The organism is uncultured Pseudoteredinibacter sp., from assembly GCF_947502065.1.
In the GTDB taxonomy this organism is placed as follows: Bacteria; Pseudomonadota; Gammaproteobacteria; order Pseudomonadales; family Cellvibrionaceae; genus Pseudoteredinibacter.
The window spans coordinates 21,314-46,104 of record NZ_CANMYE010000008.1 but is presented as its reverse complement, the minus strand read 5'-3'; the positions used below and the strand labels follow the sequence as shown (position 1 = coordinate 46,104).

19 protein-coding genes are annotated in these 24,791 nt (G+C 45.9%); 10 read left to right on the top strand and 9 right to left on the bottom strand.

What is annotated here, in order from left to right; genetic code table 11:
• Positions 1-4: 4 nt before the first annotated feature.
• Positions 5-346 carry a hypothetical protein gene (locus Q1A41_RS16930; RefSeq protein ID WP_299981385.1) on the bottom strand — a complete coding sequence of 114 codons (342 nt, stop codon included), beginning with the start codon at positions 344-346 and terminating at the stop codon, positions 5-7.
• A gap of 171 nt (positions 347-517) precedes the next feature.
• Complete coding sequence (locus tag Q1A41_RS16925; RefSeq protein ID WP_299981383.1) at positions 518-1,309, bottom strand: class II aldolase/adducin family protein; 792 nt, start codon at positions 1,307-1,309, stop codon at positions 518-520.
• Positions 1,310-1,524: 215 nt separating this feature from the next.
• Here Q1A41_RS16925 and iaaH point away from each other — a divergent pair, with 215 nt between their 5' ends.
• The 3 genes from iaaH to Q1A41_RS16910 all read left to right on the top strand — a co-directional run bounded on the left by iaaH (position 1,525) and on the right by Q1A41_RS16910 (position 8,117).
• Complete coding sequence (gene iaaH, locus Q1A41_RS16920) at positions 1,525-2,949, top strand: indoleacetamide hydrolase (protein ID WP_299981380.1); 1,425 nt, start codon at positions 1,525-1,527, stop codon at positions 2,947-2,949.
• Between the two features lie 181 nt (positions 2,950-3,130).
• A complete protein-coding gene (locus Q1A41_RS16915; protein WP_299981378.1) occupies positions 3,131-5,401 on the top strand; it encodes a TonB-dependent receptor in 2,271 nt (756 codons plus the stop codon).
• A gap of 205 nt (positions 5,402-5,606) precedes the next feature.
• Positions 5,607-8,117: a penicillin acylase family protein gene (locus Q1A41_RS16910; RefSeq protein ID WP_299981376.1), complete on the top strand. Its 2,511-nt coding sequence runs from the start codon at positions 5,607-5,609 to the stop codon at positions 8,115-8,117.
• A gap of 41 nt (positions 8,118-8,158) precedes the next feature.
• Here the strand turns inward: Q1A41_RS16910 and metF are convergent, their stop codons facing one another.
• From metF to Q1A41_RS16885, 5 genes are all read right to left on the bottom strand, one after another.
• Entirely contained in the window at positions 8,159-9,001 is an 843-nt protein-coding gene (gene metF, locus Q1A41_RS16905) for a methylenetetrahydrofolate reductase [NAD(P)H] (RefSeq protein ID WP_299981374.1), read from the bottom strand.
• 98 nt (positions 9,002-9,099) lie between these two features.
• Complete coding sequence (gene ahcY / locus Q1A41_RS16900) at positions 9,100-10,512, bottom strand: adenosylhomocysteinase (RefSeq protein ID WP_299981372.1); 1,413 nt, start codon at positions 10,510-10,512, stop codon at positions 9,100-9,102.
• Between the two features lie 50 nt (positions 10,513-10,562).
• Complete coding sequence (locus Q1A41_RS16895; protein ID WP_299981370.1) at positions 10,563-10,922, bottom strand: four helix bundle protein; 360 nt, start codon at positions 10,920-10,922, stop codon at positions 10,563-10,565.
• A 105-nt stretch (positions 10,923-11,027) separates the two neighbouring features.
• Positions 11,028-12,242 (bottom strand): methionine adenosyltransferase, encoded by a 1,215-nt coding sequence (metK, locus tag Q1A41_RS16890; RefSeq protein ID WP_299981368.1) that lies wholly within the window; start codon positions 12,240-12,242, stop codon positions 11,028-11,030.
• A gap of 68 nt (positions 12,243-12,310) precedes the next feature.
• On the bottom strand, positions 12,311-13,306 hold the full coding sequence (locus tag Q1A41_RS16885) for a metalloregulator ArsR/SmtB family transcription factor (RefSeq protein WP_299981366.1): 996 nt from the start codon (positions 13,304-13,306) through the stop codon (positions 12,311-12,313).
• 190 nt (positions 13,307-13,496) lie between these two features.
• Here Q1A41_RS16885 and Q1A41_RS16880 point away from each other — a divergent pair, with 190 nt between their 5' ends.
• From Q1A41_RS16880 to Q1A41_RS16850, 7 genes are all read left to right on the top strand, one after another.
• Positions 13,497-13,895, top strand: coding sequence for a BlaI/MecI/CopY family transcriptional regulator (locus Q1A41_RS16880; protein ID WP_299981364.1), 399 nt, complete (start codon positions 13,497-13,499; stop codon positions 13,893-13,895).
• A complete protein-coding gene (locus Q1A41_RS16875) occupies positions 13,895-15,247 on the top strand; it encodes a M56 family metallopeptidase (RefSeq protein ID WP_299981362.1) in 1,353 nt (450 codons plus the stop codon). Before Q1A41_RS16880 ends, Q1A41_RS16875 begins: the two co-directional genes overlap by 1 nt.
• 73 nt (positions 15,248-15,320) lie before the next feature.
• Entirely contained in the window at positions 15,321-15,986 is a 666-nt protein-coding gene (locus Q1A41_RS16870) for an energy transducer TonB (protein ID WP_299981360.1), read from the top strand.
• A 156-nt stretch (positions 15,987-16,142) separates the two neighbouring features.
• On the top strand, positions 16,143-17,885 hold the full coding sequence (locus tag Q1A41_RS16865) for a VWA domain-containing protein (RefSeq protein ID WP_299981358.1): 1,743 nt from the start codon (positions 16,143-16,145) through the stop codon (positions 17,883-17,885).
• A gap of 78 nt (positions 17,886-17,963) precedes the next feature.
• A complete protein-coding gene (locus Q1A41_RS16860; protein ID WP_363322455.1) occupies positions 17,964-18,518 on the top strand; it encodes a sigma-70 family RNA polymerase sigma factor in 555 nt (184 codons plus the stop codon).
• A complete protein-coding gene (locus Q1A41_RS16855; protein ID WP_299981356.1) occupies positions 18,515-19,321 on the top strand; it encodes a hypothetical protein in 807 nt (268 codons plus the stop codon). The genes Q1A41_RS16860 and Q1A41_RS16855 overlap by 4 nt, the downstream gene beginning before the upstream one ends.
• Positions 19,322-19,348: 27 nt before the next feature.
• Entirely contained in the window at positions 19,349-19,780 is a 432-nt protein-coding gene (locus Q1A41_RS16850) for a hypothetical protein (RefSeq protein WP_299981354.1), read from the top strand.
• A 245-nt stretch (positions 19,781-20,025) separates the two neighbouring features.
• On the opposite strand, the gene Q1A41_RS16845 is transcribed toward Q1A41_RS16850, so the two are convergent.
• Positions 20,026-23,175 carry an efflux RND transporter permease subunit gene (locus Q1A41_RS16845; RefSeq protein ID WP_299981352.1) on the bottom strand — a complete coding sequence of 1,050 codons (3,150 nt, stop codon included), beginning with the start codon at positions 23,173-23,175 and terminating at the stop codon, positions 20,026-20,028.
• Positions 23,175-24,698 (bottom strand): efflux RND transporter periplasmic adaptor subunit, encoded by a 1,524-nt coding sequence (locus Q1A41_RS16840; RefSeq protein ID WP_299981350.1) that lies wholly within the window; start codon positions 24,696-24,698, stop codon positions 23,175-23,177. The genes Q1A41_RS16845 and Q1A41_RS16840 overlap by 1 nt, the downstream gene beginning before the upstream one ends.
• Between the last annotated feature and the right edge of the window lie 93 nt (positions 24,699-24,791).

Below are 24,791 nucleotides of genomic sequence, written 5' to 3'. Positions count from 1 at the left end.
GCGGTTATTGATCAAGGGCTTGGCCGAAGCCAAGCCTTACAAAAATAGCATTAAGCGATAAAATCAAGGCAACAGCAAACATGGAAAATAATCCAAGTTTACTGATGGGGCGATTTAAGTCTGCTGCAAAAGATTCATTGAAAAAACCATAGCTTATAAAAATAAAACTTAAAAAACTCAAGCCTGAAGCGATTATTATAAGTGGGAAAATTGGTTTCCAAACGGCTGTAATAGAAGCAAACGCTAAGTGGAAAGAGGCCAGCAAAAGCGTATAGATATGTGCTGATCGAAAGAGCATGCGCGGGCCGTCAGGCATATCCTGCAAGGCATTATGGGCCTGCATCATATACATACCTTCCCCCAAAAACAGCAGTATACCAATGCTGCCAACTAAACAATGTAGCACTAATAAGGTTTGGGGAAGTGTTTTCAAAGCGATCCTCGCATACAAAAAAGGTGACCTGTGGTCACCTAGTATAAGCGCTGATCGTAAGCTCAGCCAGAAAGCGAACTGACTTTAATCAAATAGATCGGGCTGCTCTTTGCTAATGACATCGTACAGCGGCTTGAAGCTAAACCAACCTGCTAGCTCACTACCGACGGTGCCGTGGGTTTGCTTGGCATGTTCCGGGCTAATTAGCTTCGGTGTGCCAGCTGCTTCGGCCATCAATTGCGCCTGGCAGCTGCGTTCCATGGTGATGTACCACCAGGCGGCAGACTCAACGGATTGACCTACGGTAAGCAGACCATGATTCTGCAAGATAATCGCTTTTTTGTCCCCCATAGCTTGGCCAATACGCTCACCTTCATCTAGATCCAATACTACCCCAGTAAATTCTCCAAGTAGTGCATGATCTTCGTAAAATGCACAGGAATCTTGGGTTATCGGGTCTAAAAGACGACCAAGGCTAGACCAGCTTTTGCCGTATACAGAATGCGCGTGGGCAGCTGCGACAACGTCGGGGCGAGCGGCATGTACCCTTGAGTGAATGGTGAAGGCGGCGCCATTTAGGAGGCCTTCTCCTTCCACCACATTTCCTTGGTGATCGACCAATAAGAGATCAGAAACTTTCATTTGCTTAAAAGAGACGCCCATTGGGTTTACCCAAAAGTGATCTAAATGTTCTGGGTCGCGTACGGTAATATGGCCAGCTACGCCTTCGTCAAAGCCAAAGCGGCCGAAGAGACGAAAAGCGGCCGCCAATTTTTGCTTACGCTGAAGGCGCTCTTCTTCAACAGGCAGGGCATCAGAACCAGGAATACCCATACCATCATTATTCATCACGATGTCGTTAACTTGATTATTCATAGTACTTTTTATCTCTTGTTATGCTCTTGGCGCTCGGCGCCTACGATCTATAGTTGGTTTAATACGGTTGGTTTAATAAACAACAGTATCTACCTTGGTTAATAATAATTCTGTCATCCAGGCGACAAAATCATCACTAGTGATGACGCCACAGAGTAGCGTTTCCTCTAGGCTAGTGTATATGGCTATCTGTACCAAAATAAAAAGAGGAAACCATGAAAAAGACGATCGCAATTGCCTTGGCCGCTGCAGCAGTTGGGGGCTGTGAGCCAATGTCGGGGCAATCTTCAAGTGCTGAGGCCGAGCGTGCCATAGCGGCTGCGCAGCAACAGCAAGCATTAAACTCCATGCTCTATGTGGGTCGCAAGCAGCTAAGAGAGGCAGCTAAGCAGCAAGACTTGCTGAGTAAAGATGGGCGTGATGCTTTGCCTTTGTCGGGCATGACCTTGGTGGTTAAAGACAATATACACGTGGCTGGAATGCCCAATACCGCGGGCACAGAAGCTTTGAAGGATTTTGTGCCGAGCAAAGACGCCGGGGTGGTGAAACGGCTGCGCGATGCCGGAGCCTTGATTGTTGGTAAAAGTAATCTGCATGAGCTGGCTTATGGCATAACCAGCAATAATTATTTTACCGGAGCTGTGCAGAACCCTGTTAAGCCCGAATACTTTGCCGGTGGTAGCAGTGGCGGTACTGCGGCGGCTATTGCAAGTGGAATTGTTAGGGCGGGTCTTGGCACTGATACCGGAGGTTCAACACGCATTCCAGCGGCCTTGACGGGTATTGTTGGCTTTCGCCCATCATTGGGGCGTTACCCCGCTGATGGTTTAACCATGATTTCCAATACCCGTGATACTGTCGGTCCCATGGCTGTCGATGTGGCTACAGTGGCGCTATTGGATGTGGTTATGGCGGGCGAGCCAGCTACGCCGTTATTGGACCTCAGCTCACAACCAATTAGGTTGGGGGTGGCTCGAGATTATTTCTATCAAAATTTAGAGCCGGAAGTAGAGGCTGGCATCGACAAGGCGCTTGCCTTGTTAAAACAGGCCAATATTAGCTTAGTGGAAATATCAGCGAATCAATTGGCCGAGTTAAATCATCAAGTTAGCTTCCCGGTGGTATTGCACGAAACTGCACAGTTGTTACCAAAGTACTTACACGATAATGATATTTCTAGCTCGGCTGGAGAGCTTGTCGAGTCAATCAAAAGTCCAGATGTAAAGCTCGTGGTTGGGCAAGCGTTAGCAGGTGCCATCAGTACGGAACAATATCGGCAGGCTGTCGATTTACACCGGCCGGCCTTGCAGGCTTATTATCAAGCGCTTTTTGATAGTAATAAAATTGATGCCTTAATCTTTCCGACCACGGCACTGACGGCTCGCCCTATCAAAGGTAGTGAGGAAACTGTTACTGCGAACGAAGATGGTAGCGGTTCTTTATTACCGACTTTTCCGAGCTATATTCAAAATACCGACCCTGCCAGCAATGTCGGCAGTCCAGGTATTTCCATTCCGGCAGGAGTTTCCGCGCTAGGACTGCCTATGGCGGTGGAGCTGGATGGCCCCATTGGTAGTGACCGCAAATTATTAGCGATTGCAGCCCGCGTCGAGAAAATATTAAAGCCCCTAAACCCCTAGTTTGCCCTTGAAAAATGGCGCATCCCCCTTCAGCTGCTAGCATCAAATAGCAGGCAGAGTGTTTTATTCAAATTATTTTGGAGGGGGTTTTGCCAAGCGGTGTTATTGACACTAGGACGGCCGACGATTCAGCAAAGAGCTGTCAACAATAATGATAATTCGAGATGATGAGGACAACATAATGAAACACCCTTTAGCCGTAGCAATTCGCCGCGCGGCGGCGGTGACAGCCATGAGCGCTGTTTCCCTAAGTGCATTGGCGCAAATTGAAGAAGTTGTGGTCACGGCTCAGCACCGCGCTGAAAACGTGCAGGATATTCCAATTGCGGTAACCGCTCTTGGCGCTGATGAAATTAAAAAATCCGATATTTTTGATGCCGGCAGTATTGCTCAACATACTCCGGGCTTATCGTTCAGTGAATTTTCTCCGGGTCAGGCGATTCCATCTTTGCGAGGTATTTCCTCGGCTGATGACGGTGCCGGTCTAGATAACTCGGTAGCCCTATTTTTGGATGGTGTGTATATCGGCCGTGGTGCCAGTATCAACTTCGATATGTTCGACTTAGAGCGTGTAGAAGTATTACGTGGTCCGCAGGGCACACTATTTGGTCGTAACGCTATTGGTGGTGCCATCAATGTAGTATCTGCCAAGCCGACAGATGAAACCAAATTAAAAGCTGGCATGACGGTAGGTAACGAAGGCATTTTGCGTTATCAAGGTTTGGTGAGTGGCGCTTTAAGTGACAATGTATACGGTAAAATCAGTGTTAACCATCGTGAACATGACGGTTATGTTGATAACGTTCTATTGGGTACAGAGTTACAAGACGAAGATCAAACTTCTGTTCGCGCGCAATTGCGTGTTGAAGCTGAAAGTTCTGACTGGTTGCTTTCCGTAGATACGATGGAAGACAGCCGAGCTGATATGGGCCGCACAGGTGTTAATGACAACGCTCCACTAAGCGCTATTATGGCCGCTAATGGTGTAACGGGGCCGCGTCAAAATGCTGCATCACGTGATGGCTATTCTGAGCGTGAAGCTAGTGGTATTAGCTTGCAGGGTGATATCGAATTCGATACCGGTACGTTAACCACCATCACTGCATTCCGTACCGCCGAAACTGATTGGTCGATGGCCTCTGTGGGTGCTCCACTTGGTGCGCTAGGTTTGCCATTTGATGAAGTGATGGACGATATTAAAGAAGATATCGATACCTTCTCTCAAGAATTACGCTGGACTTCAAACCTTGATGGTAATTTTAACTACACCGCGGGTTTGTATTTCTTCACTGAAGAAACCGATCGAACTGAAATCTTCCGCATTACCAAAGCCGGCAGCTTTGATGGCTTTAGGGCTACCGATGTAGGCAGCCAGGAAATTATTGGTAATGAATACGCATTTACCGGTAACGAAACTACCAGCTATGCGGCCTACTGGCAGGGTACTTGGGAATTCAGTGAGCAGTTGCACTTAACCTTGGGTGCACGTTACACCGTTGATGAAAAAGATTACAAAGCTGTATCTGTTAACTGTGATCTAGTGCGTGATAACGATCCGTCGATTATTGGCACCCAGTTTGAAAACTTCGCGCCTTGTGGCGGTGTTGGCGGCAGTTTGAATATTATTGCTGAAGCTTTCGAAGTTAATCCAAGTGATGACTGGAACGATTTTTCTCCTAAGATCGCTATGCAGTATTTCCCGAACGACAATATGATGTTCTTTGCATCGGCATCGAAAGGTTATAAGTCTGGAGGTTTTGCCGGTTCGCAAGGTGTTGAGTCTTCGGCTTCTACCCCGGTAGATCCTGAAACCGCATTAAACTATGAAGTTGGATTTAAAGGCGACTTTATGGATAACAGCTTGCGTATGAACGTAACTGCCTTCTACACCGATTATGAAGATCTACAGGTTGTTCGTTTTGGTCCTGTTCCAGGTTCAAGCTTTGGTACTTTCTTGACCACCAATATTGGTGAAGCGGAAATTACCGGTGCTGAGCTGGAAGTTACTTGGTATCCGACCGAAAACTTCTACATCAAAGGCTTCTACGCCTATATGGATAGTGAAGTTAGCGATCTGATTATTGAAACCACTAGAGGTATTGTTGATGCTTCTGGTAAAGGCTTGCGCTCTGCGCCACCAAATAGCTCTAACTTATCCTTTAACTACAATGTGCCCATGGAAAATGGCGCAATGGATTTCCGCTTAGAATACAGCTACTCGGATGAGCAGCGCGGTGATTATATCGACGACCGTATCACTCTGGATGCTTATGAGTTGTGGGATGCGCGTGCCGCATGGACTTCAGCTGACGAGCAGTGGGAAGTGGCCTTATGGGGTAAAAACTTAATGGATGAGGATTATATTTCTCACCAATATGTTATTGGGCCTGGTGGTATCGGTGTATGGGGTGCGCCACGCACCTACGGTCTAACCGTTAACTACTCTATGTAATAGAACTTCGGCTGGCGTAATGCTCTCCCTCTTGGTGCCAGTCGAAGCTTTTGAAAAGTCGATTTCGTTGTGTATTTAGCCCAGTCAATTTGATTGGGCTTTTTTTTAGCTATAAAAACCTACTTTGTTTGTATTGAATCATTAGATGCAACATGAAAAATTTAGCTGAGCTAAAAGCCATATAAAAATAAGTTGGGAATTAAAAATGAAAAGTGCATTAAGTCTAGCTCTAATCTCTATGGGGCTTATTTCATCTTGTGGATCACCAGAGCTAAATAATACTCAGCTTGCCAAGAAAGCAAGCCAATCAGCTGTCGAAATTATTCGAGATGAATACGGCACGCCACATATTTATGGTGAAGACAACTACGGAGTTTATTATGGCTATGGCTATGCCATTGCAGAAGATCGCTTGTACCAAATGGAGATGCTAAGAAGAACCGTTTTGGGACAAGTCTCAGAGGTACTAGGTGATAAATATCTAAGTCTAGATGAACATATTCGTCGCAGTTACAATCTTGCTGACGTTCAGCGTCAATTGGCTGAGGTGTCTTCAGAAGAACGCTCATTATTAGAAGCCTATGCTCAGGGCTTTAGTGCCAGAGTAGAAGAAGTGTTAGCCAATAAAAATGAGTTATTACCTCTAGAATTTAAGGAAAATGACTTCTTGCCTAAGCAGTGGCAAGCATATGATGTTGCTATGATTTTCGCAGGTGCAATCGCACATCGTTATTCTGATTTTAGCTCCGAGCGCGATAATCTAGCCTTGTGGCAGAGCTTACGCAATCAGCATGGCGAAGAAAAAGCCTGGGATATATTTAATGCCTCTAAATGGCTATTGGATCAAGATTCACCCACTACAGTGCCTCGAGAAGGAAGCATCGAATTACAAGGTGACAAGCTACCCAAATACCTTAATACGTTAGCAGCAGTTGGCAAAACCTCACGCGTCGCGGTAAACCAGAATGGCGAGTTTCAGGGTATAACAAATGATCCTGCAGTGGCTGAAGACTTTGAAACTCTAATTGCCAATAATGGATTTACGGTTAGCGCGGAATTCTCTCCGGCCAGTAACTTTTGGTCTGTTTCCTCCGCTAAAACTGAGGGTGCTAATGGCGTTTTGCTTAATGGTCCACAATTTGGCTGGAGCTTGCCTTCCTATGTGAATGGAATCGGCCTGCATGGCGGTGATTTTGAAGTGGTCGGTAATACCCTGCTAGGTTTGCCGGCATTATTATTTGCCCATAACAATAAAATTGCATGGGGAAGTACAGCGGGTTTAAGTGATCAGGTTGATGAATACATTCTTAAACTTAACCCAGAGAATCAAGAACAATATTGGCACAAGGGCGAGTTCAAAGACTTTGAAGTGTGGGAAGAAACCATCAATGTTAAAGGTGGTGCTACTCACAAACTAAAGGCGAGGAAGTCGGCTCAGGGTATGGTAATGATTCACCTGCCCGAAGACGGCGTGGCAGTAAGTAGGGCGCGAGCTTGGGAAGGTAAAGAGCTGGCAACGCTTTTGAGCTGGATAGAACTGTCCAAGAAAAACTCTATTCGCGATGCTAAAGAAGCAGTAGAGGGTGTGGCTACCAATATTAATTTTTACTATATGGATATCAAAGGTAATATCGCTTACACCCATGGCGGTAATTATCCCCAGAGGGTTGCTGGACATGACCCTCGTATACCCGTACCGGGTGATGGTTCTTACGATTGGTTAGGCATGCGCCCTTATAGCGAAAACCCAAGTGTTGAAAACCCAGCTCAGGCTTACATCAGTAACTGGAATAATCGCCCATCTGCTGACTGGGTAGCAGCTGATCTTTGGCCTTTAACTTGGGGGCGAGCCCACCGCGTACAACATATTAATAAACAGCTAGAGAGTCAGGCGACATTCACTCCCGAAGAAATTTGGGCAATTAATGAGAAGGTAAGCTATCGCGATTCTAGTCTGCCCTATCTGTTGCCATATTTGCAGCGAGCTTTATCAAAAAGCAAGTTGAATGATATCGAGAGAGCAGCGTTGAAAACCCTGGAATCCTGGGATCAAAACTGGCTAGCTGATGAGCAGGGTAATTATCCTGCGGCCGCCGCGATAGCGGAAAACTTCGTAAGTACGCTAGTAAAAAACGCTATCCACGATGATGTGGGTGATGATTTCTTTTATCTTTACAGTGCTACCGGCTACCCAACCGTAAAATTGGGCCCATCCATGTTGGTGGGCAGTGGAACGCGAGCCTTGATAAAAAATCTAGACGCGCTTGCCGCCCAACAAGAGCCTATTTATGATTTCTTTTCGGGGCAATCCGAGCAAGTATTGCAACGTAGTTTTCGCGAAGCTGTGAAGCGCTTGATGCAACAGCAGGGCTTGACGGTAAGTGCATGGAAGGTTCCCTCGCCGACAATGGAATGGGTGGGAGTCAACTTTAGAGGGGTGCCGCAAGCTGCTAAACGCCCTGTGGTCAATATTGCGGAGTATGCTAATCGAGGTAGCGAGAATAACTTATTTATAGCTCGCGGAGATCGCTTCGAGGCCTATGATTCTATTCCGCCAGGCCAGAGTGGTTTTGTAAATACCGCAGGTGAGGAAGATCCTCACTATCGAGACCAGTTGGAAATGTTTTTGCAATTTAAATATAAGAAAATTCCGGCCAGTAAAGATGAGATCTTGCAGTCCAAGCATCAAACGAAACGGCTTGTGATAAATAAGTAGTAACCCAAAAGAAAAAGGCCGTTTAAAAACGGCCTTTTTTATTACTCGCTACCAAGTAGATTCACCAATATTTGAGATGTGGGCTGGGTTTGGTTCATACTGTAAAAGTGCAAGCCAGGAGCGCCATTATCGAGCAACATTTCACAGAGGTCTGATACCAGATCAATACCAAAAGAAATAATACTCTCTTGATCATCAGCAAAGTCTTCTAGGCGTCTTGCCATCCAGCGGGGAATCTCTGCGCCACAGTTGGCACTAAAGCGGGCAAGATTTTGATAATTAATTATCGGCATAATGCCCGGGATGATTGGTTGATCGATGCCCGCTGCCTGACACTGATCCACAAAATAAAAGTAAGAATCAGGGTTATAAAAATACTGAGTGATAGCGCTGCTGGCTCCGGCATCAAACTTGCCTTTTAGATACTCAATATCTTTTTTATAACTGCGTGCTTCTGGGTGGATCTCCGGGTAAGCTGCCACTTCAATATGGAAGTGATCGCCAAAGTGCTCGCGAATAAAGCTCACTAGCTGATTGGCATAAACCAGCTGAGAGGCACCGCCCATGCCAGAAGGCATGTCACCGCGCAGGGCCACGATGCGTTTTACACCGCCTTCTTTATATTCTTGCAGCAGCTGCTTAATGGTGTCTTCGTCATCGCCACCAAAGGATAGATGCGGTGCTGTATCGAAGCCCGCATTGATAGAATCCAACACAATCCCCTTGGTGCTATCGCGGGTAGATCCCCCAGCACCATAGGTGACGGAATAGAACTCTGGTTGGAATAAGGCCAGCTCTTCTTGTACAGCCTTTAATTTCTCTTTTCCTTTTTGAGTTTTTGGTGGGAAAAACTCAAAGCTAACAGGAATATGCTCATTGCTCATGGTATTTGGCCTGTTTATTTTGAACAGTGCTCGATATTCGCTGCTCCTGTTTTTTCACAGAAGCAGCGAAGCTGTTATTGCTAAGCTCAGTTCTTATTTTAGTACTTATAAGATTCTGGCTTGAATGGGCCGTCAACTTCAACGTTGATGTAGTCGGCTTGGGTTTGGGTTAATTTGGTGATTACGCCACCAAAACCCGCAACCATGTCAGCCGCTACTTCTTCGTCCAGCTTCTTCGGCAAGACTTTAACGTAAAGTGCGTCTTTCTTTTCACCTTCCATAAGATCGGCGAATTTGCGCTCCCACAAATAAATTTGTGCTAGAACTTGGTTAGCGAAAGAACCATCCATAATGCGTGATGGGTGGCCAGTAGCATTACCCAAGTTCACCAAGCGGCCTTCAGAAAGCAGAAGCAAATGATCCTTCTCGGCTTTATTGCGGTAAATTTTGTGAACCTGTGGTTTAACTTCTTCCCATTCCCAGTTTTCACGCATATAAGCGGTATCGATTTCATTATCGAAATGGCCAATATTACACACTACAGCGCCGTTCTTTAGGCTCTGAAGCATATTGGCATCACAAACATTGGTGTTGCCGGTGGTGGTAACAATCAGGTCGGTAGTGCCCAGTAACTCTTTATTGATGCAGCTAAGCTCGCCGGTGTTTACGCCGTCGATATAAGGCGAAACAATCTCAAAGCCATCCATGCAAGCTTGCATTGCGCAGATAGGATCAATCTCAGTAACTTTAACGATCATACCTTCTTGACGCAAAGAAGCCGCAGAACCTTTACCTACATCACCGTAACCTACTACAAGCGCTTTTTTGCCGCTTAATAGGTGGTCTACGCCACGCTTGATGGCATCATTCAAAGAGTGACGACAACCGTATTTGTTATCGTTCTTCGATTTGGTAACAGAGTCGTTAACATTGATGGCTGGAACCTTTAGTTCGCCTTTTTCCAACATCTCAACCAAGCGGTGTACACCTGTGGTGGTTTCTTCAGAAATACCGTGGATGTTGTTCAATACTTGCGGATATTTTTCGTGACACATCTGAGTTAGGTCACCACCATCATCTAGGATGATGTTGGAATCCCAAAGCTTGTCACTGTCTTTTTCGGCTAGAATAGTTTGCTCGATACACCACCAGAACTCTTCCTCGGTTTCACCTTTCCAAGCAAAAACAGGAATGCCAGCAGCGGCGATAGCAGCGGCAGCGTGATCTTGGGTAGAGAAAATATTACAAGATGACCAGCGTACATCAGCACCTAGCTCAACTAGGGTTTCGATAAGTACGGCCGTTTGGATGGTCATATGAATACAACCCATAATCTTGGCACCAGCCAAAGGTTGTGCATCTTTGTACTTGCGACGCAAAGCCATCAATGCCGGCATTTCGCCTTCAGCAATTTCAATTTCTTTACGGCCCCAAGAGGCATCTTGCTCAAACTGCTCTTTAGATTGAGCGGCCACTCTAAAATCGGTAAAGCCATTAATATCGTAGTTCATAAATATGCCTCGTTAAATGTAAAAGGTAAGACGTGAGACGTCCGCAGCTCTTACACTATTTGCTGATTTAACTTGTTAATTAGACCTGGCAGCTTTGCGAATGCAGTGTTGCAATCCTGTAAGGCCGTATTGTTTTGTTCAATATAACTAAGACGTATAGCAATTTTTAACTGAGTTTCAAGTTCGCTTAATGATGCCCGAGCTATCTGTAAAAAACGAACAAACTCCTTATCACTGCCGCGAGAAGCGCCTTCTGCAATATTGGAAGGGATGCTTATCGCTGCCCGTCGCATTTGAGCGCTTAGCGTAAACTGCTCGTGTTTGGGAAATGATTGAGTCAGTAAATAAATAGTCTCAACCAAATCCATGGCATCTTGCCACACGGTAAGCCTTTCATGCGCCCTTTGCATCCGACTCCTCCTGAGTCAAGCTCTTGTCTAACGTCTAACGTCTAACGTCTAACGTCTAACGTCTAACGTCTAACGTCTAACGTCTAACGTCTAACGTCTAACGTCTCACTTACCCAGTGCTGCTTTTAAAGCATCCACTTTGTCTGTTTTTTCCCAGGTGAAGGCGGTGAAAGTATCTTTTTTGCTTTCGCCGTTTTCTACCCACTCGTAACTGTGTTCAAACGGCTCGCGACCAAAATGACCGTAAGCTGCGGTGAGTTGATACATTGGGTGCTGTAGATCCAACACTTTAGTAATGGCGTATGGACGAAGATCGAAAACTTCGCGAATTGCGGTGATGAGTTGCTCGTCACTCACTTTGCCAGTGCCAAAAGTATTAACTGAAATAGAAGTTGGTTCGGCAACACCAATAGCGTAGGACACCTGAATTTCGCAGCGATCAGCTAAGCCAGCAGCGACAACGTTTTTAGCAACGTAGCGGCCTGCATAGGCTGCTGAGCGATCTACTTTGGATGGGTCTTTACCAGAGAAAGCACCGCCACCGTGACGAGCCATACCACCATAGGTATCTACAATAATTTTACGTCCAGTTAGACCAGCGTCACCCACTGGGCCACCAATGACGAAATTGCCTGTTGGGTTGATGTGGTACTGGGTGCCCTCGTGTAATAGCTCTGGTGGAAGAACATGTTTAATAATGTTCTCTAGAACAGCTTCACGGATATCTTCTTGGCTAACCTCTGGGTTGTGCTGGGTAGATAAAACTACCGCATCAACGGCTACTGGTTTGCCATCTTCATAGCGCAAGGTAACTTGTGACTTTGCGTCTGGACGCAACCAAGGCAATACACCGTCTTTACGAAGTTGAGCTTGGCGCTCTACTAAGCGGTGTGAGTAGTAAACCGGTGCTGGCATCAGCGTTGGTGTTTCATTGGTGGCGTAACCAAACATTAAGCCTTGGTCGCCGGCACCTTGATCTTCTGGCTTGGCACGGTCGACACCTTGGTTAATGTCCACAGATTGCTTGCCTATGGCATTGATCACAGCGCAGCTATCGCCGTCGTAGCCCACATCGGAGCTGTTGTAGCCAATGCCTTTGATCACATCGCGAATAATGTCTTCAAGATCGACATAGCAGCTAGTGGTTAGCTCACCAGCGACGATGGCCATACCGGTTTTCACTAAAGTTTCGACCGCTACACGAGCGTCTTTATCACGCGCGATAATGGCGTCCAAAATGGCATCGGAAATCTGATCGGCCATTTTATCCGGGTGACCTTCAGATACTGATTCCGAAGTAAAAATGCTGTACTCAGACATAACTCATTTCCTAAATTCATGGCCTTAGGCCAAAAAAATTCCGACGGCTAGTGATACGATTATTTGTATCAAGCCTGTGCGGGTTTTATAAATTCACGTATTTGAATTTGAAAGCCATTGCGCAGCGCAAAGTAAATACTTTGGCCCTCTTCAAGGCCGGCTTCTGCGCTCCACTGACTTAAATCCTGGGGTTCAAAACCTAACCATAGATCACCGCAGGCTTCTTGAGCCCAAGCTTGATCGTGACGGCATAGATCAGTAACCAGCAGAACCCCACCGCTGGCCAAACTATTGGCTAAATCACTAAAAATTTGAGCTGGTGATGGGGTGTGGTGCAAAACCATATTGACGACTATGCATTGCGCGGCAATGTCTAGTTCCTGCAAGCGTCTTGTGTCACCTAACACTAGCTCAACGTTGTTCAGCCCTTTTGTATGTACCAGTTGGCGTGAGGTCTCCAGCATGGCTGGGCTGTTATCTAATGCAAAAACGGTATCAAATCGTTCCGCCAAAAATGGCAAAAACTCTCCTTCACCAGGGCCGAGCTCGAGGGCTAGCCGATTTTCGCCTGTCTTATCAACAGGTGCGGCCAACAAGGCTTCCGCAACCTGCTCCTGGTAGACCGGGAAGCTGGCAATTAAGTCGGCTTGTTCACGAAACTTGCCGGCATTTTCGGTGAAAAACTTGCGAGAAGCGGTTTCGCGCTCGCTTTGGATTTCATCTAAGCGGGCTTGTAACTCTGGCTCTAGTGGCAAGCTATCGACACTGATAAATAAGCGCCTTTGGGCTTCGCCTAATAGCGGGTCAACACTGGCGAGGGCACGGCGATAGAAGATTGAGTTGCCTTCACGCCGAGTTGCGACCAAGCCCGCTGAGGCAAGCACCTTTAAATGGTGACTCATACTGGACTGCTTCAATTCGAAAATTGAAACCAGCTCCAACACCCCATAGGAATCTCTAGCTAGCACGCGCAAAACCTCAAGACGCAAAGGATCCGCCGCGGCCTTTAATAGGGCGGCTAACTGCTCAGCAGGGCGTTCTTGAGGGTTCTCATCACTAGACATAATGGGGAGTGTAGCAGTGCATTTTATCTATATCAAAATATTTCGATATAGATTTGTATAAATTTTGTTTGACCTTGTTGGGTGTAGGTGCTAATTTTTTAGCATGATGCTAAAAAATTAGCACCTTGATGAAGGCCTGAGTAGCTAAGGGTTTTCGAATCGTAATAACAGTGATTGGATATTTCTTGTCATGAGCAAAACAAGTCAAAAGCTCAGTCGTCGCGAGCGACAAATTCTAGATGTCTTATATGAGCGACAGCCCGCCTCGGCGAAAGAGGTGCAGGCCGGTATTAGCGACGCCCCCAGTTATTCATCAGTCCGCGCTTTATTGGCAAGGATGGTTGAGAAGGGTTTGGTCAGTCATCAGCAAGACGGCGCGAAGTATTTATATAGCGCAGTTACCGCCAAAGACGATGCAAGCCAATCGGCGATGGGGCGTTTAGTGCGCACCTTTTTTGGAGGCTCTGCCCTCCAGGCCGCCAGCGCATTAATTGGTAACGCCAAAGAAGAGTTAAATGAGCAGGAGTTGGAATCCTTGGAAAAGATGATTCGCCAAGCTCGTGAAAGAAAGCAGCAGGAGCCTAAGTAATGATCGCGGCCGCCCTAATGCTAGCGCTTAAAGCAGGGTTAATCTGTTTATTGTTATTGGGCTGCTATTTGGGCTTGGATAAACACTCGGCGCGCCTGCGTTATCAGTGGTTAAGTATGGCGGCCGCCTTACTGTTTTTGTTTCCCTTTTTTGATTATGCCTTGAATAGCTTTTCAATTGCTGTCGCAGTTCGGCCTAGTCACTTTCTATTGCAGAACCCGGTGCATTTTATCCAGCAGACTTGGGTGCAATATCTTCTAATGGTGTATTGCTTTGTCGCAAGCTGGTTACTGTTGTATTCCATTATGGGTTTGTTGCGCCTTGCTCAGATCGAAAAGCAAGCCAAGCAAGCTAACAAAGATCTAAATAGTCGTTTAGAGATGCTTGCTGCAAAGCTCAGTATTAAGAAAACTCCAGCTTTACGCATACATCATAGCGAATCAATGAGTCCTTGTACCTTTGGCTTTCTTCGTTCGATTGTATTGCTGCCTGCCAATGCAGAGTCCTGGCCGAAAGCGCAGCTTGATCTGGTCTTGCTTCACGAACTGGCGCATATCAAACACCGTGACTTTTTAAGAATTAACTCAGCACGTTTTCTGTTAGCAATCTATTGGTTTCTGCCGCCCCTTTGGTGGTTGCTTGCAGAACTGAAAAGTCTATCGGAGCAACTCGCTGATGACACGGTGCTTAATGCAGGTGCAAACGACGCCGATTATGCCGAAGTGCTAATGGAAGCCGGACGATTGCATAAACAGGCCAGCGCAATGGTGGTTGCAGTAAACGGCAATGGCGAATACTACCAGCGGGTGATGACGGTGCTTGATCGCTATGTCGATCGTGCGCCTCAAAAGAGTAATGCCAGTAGACCTATGTTTTGGTTTTTGCTTTTGATTGGTTTATCTATGGCAGCGATAGACTTAGAAGTTCATGACAAAGGATTTTTAAAAATACCAGTTAGTTTGGTAGATGTTCGAACTGTTTCCAAATCAGAAAATGAAAAAGCTAGATTTGATGAATCTTTAAAAGTGGTCGCAATGGCAACAAATACACTGCCAGCATCACAAGTGCAGGTTAGTGGATTTGTCGATGGCGATATTCAAATGCCTGCTATTGAAGCTTTCGAGGGGATTGATTTATCAATCAATATTAAAGCGGAGTTTAATATTGATGAGTTTGGAAATGCTTACGGCGTGGTTGTTAGCCCCGTAGATTTAAGTAGCAAACTCAAACGTGAGATTGAGAAATCAATTCGAGGTAGTCAGTTCTCCGCTTATCAGCGATCGGGAAAGCCAGCCTATATAACTGGGGTCAGCCAAGAATTTAAGGTTTCTATTGATAGCGAAGACGATTAGTAGAGCCAGTTAGTTAAATTGGCTCAGCTTATTAGTTTTACAGCAATGAGCAAATGCTCGAGGAAGGTTTGATATGAATGCAATAATTAAGCAAAGCGCTGCAAATACTCATATAGGGCAGTCTTCTAGAGGTGCTGTTACAAAGTTAATGGCTTTTGCCGTATCTGTGTTGTTCTCGGTGGCTGTGACCTCAGCGCTCATTTTATTAATGCACAGCTTAATTTATAAGGAATACATAGAGCCTGAATCACCGGCCCATATCATGCCGGCTAATATTTGGGCTGAAAAGCAGATTATCGAAACCCAAAAGGAATACGAAAAACCTGAAAAGCAAGAAATTCAGGAGACTCCGCCGGTAGATAACCCAGAAATAGTGCTGTCGAACGAAAACGATTTTACTGGCCTGTTGCCTGGGAAGTTCAATGTTGACCCAGGAAATGAAGGCCCGATTGAGATCGGCCAAAGCGGTATGTTGGTGAAAAGAGTTGCTGCTGCACCTCGGTATCCAAATAGAGCCATTACTCGAGGTATAGAGGGCTTTGTTGATGTGCGCTTTGATGTAACCGCTATTGGCAATACTGAGAATATTCGGGTGCTCCAAGCTCAGCCCCAGGGCGTCTTCGAGAAGGCAGCGACCGCAGCGGTTGCCAAGTACAAATATCAGCCCGCGATACAAGACGGTGAACCCGTCGCTACGCCGAATGTGACCGAGCGCATTCGCTTCAGTATCGAGAAATAGCTGCCAAAGACATTCCCCAGGGAGTGTCTGCTTTTTTCAGGGAAATCGTGCCAGGGATGGTATTTCACCATAAGCACTCTTTTTTTTACCTCCCTTTTAACCCCATTTTCCTCACTGCTGCGTTATAGCTATAACACAACGTCAAGGAGCTTAGATATGAGCCCAACTATTCGCAAAGCACTGCCTGTCGCAATTCTCTTGGGTGGCCTTGTGGCTTGCCAAAATTCAACAGAGCAGAAATCACAAAAGGACGCCACGCAATATACAGATCCAGTGCCTGTGGTGCTGAGTAGCCCTCAGGAGCTGGAAGAAGTTACTGTATCGGCAGCGAGGGTTATGCCGGCTTATGCAGAAGCCGAGCGAAAAAGGGTGATGTACAACTCAATGATGCCCGCTAAGCCTATGCCAGAGATACCGCCGTCAATTATTGAACAGAACAGTGAAAATTATCGAGGACCTGCTGACAATCCCATTCGCTTGGTATCAGAGCAGCCCTTATCAACATTTTCCGTTGATGTGGATACGGCCTCATACGCCAATATCCGCCGCATGATTCTACAAGATGGCAACTTACCCCCGCAGGAGGCGGTGCGGGTAGAGGAAATGATCAATTATTTTCATTATGACTACCCAAAACCAAGCTCAAAAGACCAGCCTTTTAATATTAATACGGAGCTAAGTACTTCGCCGTGGAACAACAATAAATACCTAATGCGCATCGGGCTGCAAGCCTATGAGCCAGATATGCAGCAAAGACCTGCCGCCAACTTGGTCTTTTTAGTGGATGTATCTGGCAGTATGCGATCGAAAAATAAGCTTCCATTGCTGAAAAAATCCCTGCTGATGCTGTTAGACAATCTAGAAGCCCAAGATAAAGTGTCATTGGTAGTGTATGCGGGAGCGGCAGGCCTGGTATTGCCCGCAACAGCGGCCAGCGAAAAAGCAAAGATTCGAGCGGCAATTAACGGGCTGGAAGCCGGTGGCAGTACTCACGGTAGTGCAGGTATCAAATTGGCCTACGAGCAAGCCCAGCAAGCTTTTATTGAAGGCGGTATTAATCGAGTATTAATTGCCAGTGATGGTGATATGAATGTTGGTGTTACCGATATAGATCAGCTGAAAACTCTGATTGAACGGAAACGGAAATCTGGTATCGCTTTAACGACATTGGGTTTTGGTACCGGTAACTATAACGATGCCTTAATGGAAGAATTGGCCGATGTCGGAAATGGTAATGCCGCATATATTGATAGCTTAAAAGAAGCTTATAAGGTTCTCGTTCATCAGATGAATGCGACGCTTCATACTATCGCGAGTGATGTCAAAATTCAGGTGGAGTTTAATCCCGATCAGGTAAGTGAATATCGTTTGGTAGGTTATGAGAACCGCATACTGAATCGCGAAGATTTCAATAATGACAAGGTAGATGCCGGTGATATTGGTATGGGGCACCAGGTAACGGCTATCTACGAGCTAAGTCTCAAAGGAGAGGGCAGCCTACCTGAGTTGCGTTACGGCAAGGCGGGTTTTAAAGACGCATCACGAAGCGGCTTAAGTAAAACGCGCCCTAGGCTAGAAAGAAGTGAAGAGCTTGCCTATATCAAGCTTCGCTATAAAGCGAAGCAAGGCGACGCTAGCCGCTTAAGCGAAAAAATTGTAAACACCGACCAGCTTGCCATCCCCTTCAAGCAGGCCAGTAACGAGCATCGATTTGCCGTATCTGTTGCCGAATTAGGCCAGCGTTTGCGAGGTGGAAAAAACCTTAGTGAAGGTAATATGCAAGAGCTGATAACACAACTGCGAAATAGTAAAGGCCTAGACAAATTCTCCTATCGTGGTGAGTTGATTAATATAGCCGAAATCGCAGCTAGTATTGATCAGCAAATTGCGCTTCAATAGATTGCTGTATTCTTGTGAATTGTAAGGCGTTTGTTTGAGGGCTAGAAAAACGAGGCCTTCTTTTGAGGAGATAAGACGCTGCTAAATCGCTTCAAATCGGATGAGGCCCTGCTGAAGAAATTCAGCAAGGGCTCACATCCTTGCTTTGAGATACTTTACGGCCGCTATAAAAATGCCGTCTACCGTTATGTGCTAAAAAGTGTGCAGGATGCCACTTGTGCCGAAGATATCTGCCACGAAGCATGGCTATCAGTTATTGATAAGGCCGATACTTTTCGCCCAGATGAGAAAGTACAGCAGCCCTTTAAGCAATGGCTCTATCGAATAGCACACAATAAGCTGATCGATTTTTGGCGCAAGCAAAAGAATTTCCAAGTCTATGATGATGAGCCGAAGCAAGAAGATGAACAATCAGCTAATGAAGCACCGTTAGAGCAACAATATCTAATTATAGAAATTGAACGCAAACTGGCAGAGTTACCGCCACTTCAGCAGCAGAGCTACGCTTTACAGATTGAAGGTTTTAGCCTTGCCGAAATTGCCCAAATCACCGGCAGCCCAGCGGAGACGGTTAAAAGCCGTATACGCTACAGCAAACAAAAAATTAAACAGTTAATAGAGGGTGAGTTATGAGTGACAATAAACATACTCAGCCTAAGTTTGAGCTCGATCAAGAACAGAACGAACAGAAAGTGCAATCGCCAAAATCACTAGATGATAAAGTTCTGGCCTATGCCAAGCAAAAAGCTGAAGCGCATAAACTTGCAGCCAGCCAAAACAAACTCGCTTTTGTGAAACCTTGGTTTATTGGAGCAGGCAGCCTAGCAGTAATGCTTATTGCCGTATTACTTTTACCAAACCTAGAAGAGCACAGCATGGATTCCTCGGCCATCGAGCTTGGCGTAGCTGAAGAAACAGCAAGCTTGCCAGTCACCAGAAGAGCCTTTGAGGCCGATACCTCCGTTTCTGAATTGGAAGAAGTTGTTGTTCAAGAGCCGCTTATTAAAGAAGCGCTTGTTCAAGAACCTTTCATAGAAGAGGTGGTAGTAGAAGAAGTGATAGTGGATGAGGCGAGTGCTGGGGCTTATGCGGCTATGGACGAGCCTTCATCAACATTGAGCAAACCAACAGAAAGCACAATGCGAGCTAAACGAATATCCAAACCTATGGCGAAGCCCCAAGATCCACAGCAGATAGCAGCTGATCATTCAGAGAAAGAAAGCAAACAACAGGCTCTGCAAGAAATTGTCGCAACGGCATCAAGAGTTTCTGAGCCAGATATACAGTTAGTTGAAAAGTATCAGAGTGAGCTGGAATCATTAGAAGAACTTTATAGAAAAGATAAGCTCAAAGCTCAGGAGCGGTATAAAAAACTAAGAGTCAAAGAGCCTCTATTACCAGAGCATATTGAGGATGCCTTTGATTTACTGAAGTGATAATAAACTAGGGCCAAGGATTTAGGCATGGCAAAAAAACTAATCATATGCTTAGTGATTGCAGCACTTGCTTCTACAAGTGCCTTCGTGGTTCATGTTATTACCGTAGATTGGCTGCCAAATTGGATTGGCTCGCAAATGGCCGGTAAACAAGTGAGCCCTTCTTGGGATGTGCGCTATATCGCAATGACAACATCCATCGAATATGGCATAGCCTGCCTGTTTCTATACCATCTACTCAGAAAGAAAATAATAATTAAGGGCAAGTGCATTGCCATACTAATTCTATTTGCTTTACTAACCGCCTTACATGGTGCTCTTCTACGTCAGCCTTTAATGGACTTTATCGTCGGGAATCCGCTGCAGGTTGTACTTGTGCAAAATGGTTTTAAATATCTTGTATGGCTACTGATATCGTTTGTTACAGTTTTTGCTTATGAACGATTTATTAAAGAGTAGTTGTTCGGCAGACTTCATTTTACAGGAGTGCTCACTCGAAACCATGGAGCGGCTCTTTGAAACAAGCACATTGTAGATTTTGGTCTATATGCATCTTCATCAGGAACCGTGGAGCAGCAAGGACGCTGCGAAGTCGAGCGCCCCGGATGGTTTAAGCGCGTTCCAGATGAAGATGCATATAGACTAAAATCGGCCAGACAAGGCACAAGAGTATGCCGTCCGCGGTATTAACTGTCTATTTGGAATTAGCCCCGAACAGCAAGCTGCTCATTAACCCGCAATACTTCCTTTCTATTTAGCAGCCCAAAAAGCACAGGTAAAACAATCAAAGTCAGAATCACCGCACTACTCATCCCACCAACCATCGGCGCCGCAATACGACTCATAATTTCCGAACCAGTACCACTACCATAAAGAATAGGCAACAAACCAATAATAATCGTAGCCACCGTCATCATAACCGGACGAACCCTTAAACCTGCGCCTTGAATAAGGGCCTGCTGGTATTCATCCATAGTAATAGCTGTTTGAGTCTCGATAGCTTTACTCCTTAACTCTGACAAAGCCTGCTTAAGATAAACCAACATAATCACCCCAATTTCAACGGCAACCCCGGCCAAAGCAATAAAACCAACACCTACAGCGACAGAAAAGTTAAAGCCCTCGAAATACATCAGCCACAGGCCACCAATCATCGCCATCGGCAAACTGAGAATAATCATTGCAACTTCACTAAATCGACGAAAATTCAAATAGAGCAACAACATAATGATTGCCAACGTTAGCGGCAAAACATAGCTAAGCTTTTCCTTTGCGCGCTCCATATACTCATATTGGCCAGCCCAATTAATAGAGTAACCTGGAGGTAACGCAAGCTGCTGCGCCAATATAGCTTGAGCGTTATCGACATAGCTACCAATATCAACACCATCGATATCGATAAAAGTCCAACCATTGAGCCGAGCATTTTCACTTTTAATTCCAGGCGGACCATCTTCAATAAATACTCTTGCGACATCACCCAAAGCAATTCGTTGGCCCGAAGGTGTCAGTACCGGCAAACGCGAGAGTTGCTCTGGTGAATTGCGATAGTCCTGGGGATAGCGAAGATTTACCGGGTAACGCTCTTGTCCTTCTACAGTTTGAGTAACATTCATTCCACCGATTGCGGTAGCGACTACCTGTTGAATATCTGCAATATTTAAACCAAAGCGGCTAGCCTTCTCCCGAGAAATGTCCACCTTAATATATCGGCCGCCAGCAACCCGCTCAGAGTAGACCGAAGCCGTTCCCTTCACCGGGGTGAGTATTTTCTCTAGATCCTGGCCAATCTTTTGAATGACTGATGAGTCTGGCCCCGCAACCTTGATGCCGACAGGCGTTTTAATGCCAGTGGCTAACATATCAATGCGGGTTTTAATGGGCATTACCCAGGCATTGCTCAGCCCTGGAAACTTCACCAACTGATCAAGCTCGGCCCTGAGTGACTCCGTACTGACACCTGGACGCCACTGTTCTTTTGGCTTCAACTGAATAAAAGTTTCAATCATAGTGAGCGGGGCTGGGTCCGTTGCCGATTCGGCTCGCCCAACTTTACCAAAGACACTTTCAACCTCCGGTACAGTGCGAATCAATTTATCGGTTTGTTGAAGTAGCTCACGAGCCTTGCCGATGGATATACCAGGGTAGGTCGTTGGCATATACATCAAGTCGCCCTCATCTAAAGAGGGAATAAACTCACTGCCGATTTTTGTAGCCGGGTAAAAGCCTAAAACTGTGATGATCAACGCTACCAGAAGCGTCAACTTCGGAGCGCCCATAACCACCTTTAATATAGGTAGGTAGATGGCAGTGAGTAATCGGTTCAATGGGTTTTTACGCTCAGAAACAACTTTCCCTCGAATAAAGTAACCCATTAATACCGGTACCAGAGTAATCGCCAAGCCGGCGGCTGCCGCCATAGCGTAGGTTTTGGTGTAGGCAAGCGGCGCGAACATGCGCCCTTCTTGTGCTTCCAAAATAAATACCGGCATAAACGAAACGGTAATAATCAGCAAGCTGAAAAATAGGGCAGGGCCTACCTCGGTTGCTGCCTGAGCGACCACATGCCAACGGTTTTCATCGTTTAGCTCTTGTCGTTCCATATGCTTGTGCATATTTTCAATCATAACGATGGCACCATCAGTCATGGCGCCTATGGCGATCGCGATACCTCCAAGCGACATAATGTTGGCATTGATACCTTGATAGTGCATGACGATAAAAGAAATCAAAATGCCAAGTGGTAAACTGATAACAGCGACGATAGAGGAGCGCAGATGAAATAGGAATGCCGCACACACCAGAGCGACAATGATGAGTTCTTCACCAAGTTTGCTCCACAGATTATCAACGGCGCTCTGAATCAGTTTTGAGCGGTCGTATACAGGTACAATTTCTACTCCCTCTGGAAGAGAGCCTGCAAGGCTGTTTAATTTTTCCTTCACCGCATCAATAGTTTTTTGTGCATTTTCACCATAGCGCATAACGATAATGCCGCCGGCTACTTCACCTTCGCCATTAAGCTCTGCAATGCCGCGTCGCATTTGCGGGCCGATATTAACTTGGGCGATATCACCCACAGTGAGAGGCGTGCCTTGATTATTCAACCCGAGAGGTATTGCTTCAATATCGGCAATTGATTGGATATAGCCGGTTGCCGTAACCATGTACTCAGCTTCGGCCATTTCAACCACCGAAGCCCCGGTTTCTTGATTGCCTCTTCTTAAGGCGGTATGAATATGATTAAGGGGAATGTTATAAGCGCGCAATTTATCCGGATCGACTTGCACCTGATATTGCTTAACCATGCCGCCAACCGCTGCGACTTCAGAAACGCCGCTCACGGTTTGTAATTCGTACTTTAAAAACCAGTCTTGCAAGCTGCGTAGCTGGCTCAAATCGTGTTTGCCAGTGGTATCTTTTAACGCATAGATATATACCCAGCCAACACCACTGGCGTCAGGGCCAAGCTCGGGCACCGCAGTATCGGGTAAGCGGGCGGAAACTTGGCTGAGATATTCCAGCACTCGGCTGCGGGCCCAGTAAAGATCTGTGTCATCATCAAAAATAATATACACATAGGAATCGCCATAAAATGAGTAGCCCCTCACCGTTTGCGCGCCTGGTACAGAGAGCATTGCGGTAGTTAAGGGAAAAGTCACTTGATCTTGCACGACTTGGGGGGCTTGGCCGGGATAGCTAGTTTTTATAATTACCTGCACATCTGATAAATCAGGTATGGCATCTACAGCGGTATTTTTCAGCGAATAAACACCCGCAACGCTCAGCATCAGACTAGCTAAAACCACAAATAGGCGATTGTGTATCGACCAGCGTATGATAGCTTCTATCATTACATGCTCTCCTTCGCTGAGTTTTGACTGGCTACTTGATTGGTTTCTTGGAGGGTTTCTTGATTCGATTCTAGATTGTGATTAAGTTTAGTAATAACCAGGTCGTCTCGAACTTCAAAGGTGAAGGTCACGGTTTGATTCGCAGAGAATTCCGATAAGTCGATGTCCTCTTCGACCAAAAAGTTCATGCGTGCTGCGTCTCTCCCCCACTTTTCTATGGCTTCACGACTAATATCTAAACTTCGATTTTCATTGTCAATTTGATGAATCAGCCCTTTTACGGTTGCTTGTTGGTATTCAGCTTCAGGCATTGGCCGCATTCGGAGAAAGTCCGAGGTCTTGCTAGATTCAGAGTCCAATAGGAAATGCGCCGAGCTGACAATGCTGTCGCCAGCGTTTATGCCGGAAAGGATTTCAATTTTATTTTGCAGTACACGGCCCAATTTAACTTCCACGGATTTAAATTGGCCGTCCCCTAAGGCGAGCACTACCCGATCTTGTTTGCCGCTTCGTATTACCGATTCCTTGGGTACAATAATGGAGCTGTTCGTTTGCTCCGTGTAAATGCTAATTTGGGCAAACATATTGGGCTTTAAGCTTAGGTCTTGATTGTCAAACTTTAATCTAACTCTCAATGTACGGGTTTTGCTGTTTAAACTTGGGTAAACGTAATCGACAATGCCCTGCCACTGCTTGCCAGGTAGATAATCCAGATACATTGATACCTTTAAGCCGGCTTTGATCATCGCAGCATCACGCTCGAAGACTTCGGCTTCAACCCAAACTTGATCTAGTTGAGCAATGCTTAATAAGGTATTGCCGGGATTAACGTAAAAGCCTTCGCGGATTTTAAGTTCCGAAACCACCCCGTCTTGGGGCGCATAGAAGGTGATGGTTTGTTTTACTTGACGATCTTTTTCTAACTGCTCAATAAACTCCCTTGATAAGTGCAAGGCCTTCATGCGATTACGTGCGGCTCGAATAAGAGAATTATTGTTACGCTTAAGTGCGAGTAGCAGTTCCTCTTGGGAGTTCACCAGTTCTGGGGAGTATAGGGTGTAAAGTGGTTGGCCTTTTCTTACAGGGTTACCTGCGGCTTTAATATAGAGCTTTTCTACCCAGCCATCTATGCGTGGATGAATATGAATCAAGCGATCTTCATCATATTGCACATAGCCCACCGTCGATATTTCTGAGCTTAGTTTTTCGCTAAGCGCTTGGGTCACTCTAACCCCTAGGTTATTGATCACCTGGGGGGCTATCTTTATTGTTCCTGGCCCGTGTAAGTCTGTAGCACTGGCCTCCTTATAAACCGGAATGAGGTCCATGCCCATGGGTGATTTACCGGGCTGATCCCGACGATAGTTATCATCCATAGGCGCAACCCAGTACAATGGTTTTTCGTTCTGAGTTTCGTCCTTGTTCGTGCTCAAAGCTGTGCCGCCTTGAAAGTGCTTTACAGCAAAACCTAGGCTGACGCCCACAAATAAAATAAACAGTGATTTAAATAAAGTCTTAGTCATAAATGCCCCCAGATCAAACTGGGCAAGAGCTCTTTCGTTATATTGCAATGCAAAAAGAAGAGCGATGAATACAAAAGTTAAGAGTGCGGCTTA

What these genes read in the sequence shown, in the direction of transcription:
- Q1A41_RS16875 (WP_299981362.1), top strand. Translation starts at nt 13,895, where the DNA reads ATGATCGCGGCCGCCCTAATGCTAGCGCTTAAAGCAGGGTTAATCTGT.
- Q1A41_RS16930 (WP_299981385.1), bottom strand. Translation starts at nt 346, where the DNA reads ATGATGCAGGCCCATAATGCCTTGCAGGATATGCCTGACGGCCCGCGC.
- Q1A41_RS16880 (WP_299981364.1), top strand. Translation starts at nt 13,497, where the DNA reads ATGAGCAAAACAAGTCAAAAGCTCAGTCGTCGCGAGCGACAAATTCTA.
- Q1A41_RS16840 (WP_299981350.1), bottom strand. Translation starts at nt 24,698, where the DNA reads ATGACTAAGACTTTATTTAAATCACTGTTTATTTTATTTGTGGGCGTC.
- Q1A41_RS16915 (WP_299981378.1), top strand. Translation starts at nt 3,131, where the DNA reads ATGAAACACCCTTTAGCCGTAGCAATTCGCCGCGCGGCGGCGGTGACA.
- Q1A41_RS16865 (WP_299981358.1), top strand. Translation starts at nt 16,143, where the DNA reads ATGAGCCCAACTATTCGCAAAGCACTGCCTGTCGCAATTCTCTTGGGT.
- Q1A41_RS16870 (WP_299981360.1), top strand. Translation starts at nt 15,321, where the DNA reads ATGAATGCAATAATTAAGCAAAGCGCTGCAAATACTCATATAGGGCAG.
- iaaH (WP_299981380.1), top strand. Translation starts at nt 1,525, where the DNA reads ATGAAAAAGACGATCGCAATTGCCTTGGCCGCTGCAGCAGTTGGGGGC.
- metF (WP_299981374.1), bottom strand. Translation starts at nt 9,001, where the DNA reads ATGAGCAATGAGCATATTCCTGTTAGCTTTGAGTTTTTCCCACCAAAA.
- metK (WP_299981368.1), bottom strand. Translation starts at nt 12,242, where the DNA reads ATGTCTGAGTACAGCATTTTTACTTCGGAATCAGTATCTGAAGGTCAC.
- Q1A41_RS16925 (WP_299981383.1), bottom strand. Translation starts at nt 1,309, where the DNA reads ATGAATAATCAAGTTAACGACATCGTGATGAATAATGATGGTATGGGT.
- Q1A41_RS16845 (WP_299981352.1), bottom strand. Translation starts at nt 23,175, where the DNA reads ATGATAGAAGCTATCATACGCTGGTCGATACACAATCGCCTATTTGTG.
- Q1A41_RS16855 (WP_299981356.1), top strand. Translation starts at nt 18,515, where the DNA reads ATGAGTGACAATAAACATACTCAGCCTAAGTTTGAGCTCGATCAAGAA.
- Q1A41_RS16895 (WP_299981370.1), bottom strand. Translation starts at nt 10,922, where the DNA reads ATGCAAAGGGCGCATGAAAGGCTTACCGTGTGGCAAGATGCCATGGAT.
- Q1A41_RS16910 (WP_299981376.1), top strand. Translation starts at nt 5,607, where the DNA reads ATGAAAAGTGCATTAAGTCTAGCTCTAATCTCTATGGGGCTTATTTCA.
- ahcY (WP_299981372.1), bottom strand. Translation starts at nt 10,512, where the DNA reads ATGAACTACGATATTAATGGCTTTACCGATTTTAGAGTGGCCGCTCAA.
- Q1A41_RS16885 (WP_299981366.1), bottom strand. Translation starts at nt 13,306, where the DNA reads ATGTCTAGTGATGAGAACCCTCAAGAACGCCCTGCTGAGCAGTTAGCC.
- Q1A41_RS16850 (WP_299981354.1), top strand. Translation starts at nt 19,349, where the DNA reads ATGGCAAAAAAACTAATCATATGCTTAGTGATTGCAGCACTTGCTTCT.